General features: G+C 45.5%; 1 protein-coding gene. It reads left to right on the plus strand.

Annotated elements, in window-relative coordinates:
- Nucleotides 1–671: GGDEF domain-containing protein (locus tag A3735_RS25970; RefSeq protein ID WP_156499929.1), on the plus strand; the 671-nt coding region annotated here is incomplete at both ends.

Raw genomic sequence — 671 nt, forward strand, 5'->3', positions numbered from 1 at the left:
CCGTGAAACCGTTCAGCCGGCTCAGCTAACAAGTAAAACCTATAAGCCCATTGTGCTGAATCGCCCCGAATACAGTGATGAAATTACTGACTTGGTTGAAGCTTTGAACCGGGGACGAAAGCAGGTTGCCGAGTTTGCTTTGGCAAAAGAGTCCTATGAAGACCAGTTAGAGCATCAGGCAAATTTCGACATGCTGACAAATTTGCCTAACCGTCGCCATATTGAATATCACCTGAAAAATGAAATGCTTAACCAGCAGGAAAACGCCGAATACTCGAAGCTGGCAATCTTTTTTATTGACCTGGATGGTTTTAAAGAGGTGAATGACAGCCTGGGGCATAGTACAGGCGATAAGATTCTGCTGGATAGTGCTTCCCGCTTGAAGAAGTTGATCACTCGCTACGGAGGTTATGTGGCCCGTTTTGGTGGCGATGAGTTCATCGCTTGCTTTCAGTGCAACACTCGCGCAGATGCTGAGGATGTTGCTGATAAAACGATATTGGCCTTTAAAGAAAACTTTGTCTTAAGTGACTCGCAGCTTCAATTAGGTTGTAGTATCGGGGTCGTGCTTTACCCTGAAGATGGCGAGAATACTGAAGATTTGATTCGTCGTGCAGATACCGCGATGTATAAAGCCAAAGAAGCAGGCCGTAATACCTTTGCATTCTTTG

This window comes from Oleiphilus sp. HI0061 (assembly GCF_001635675.1).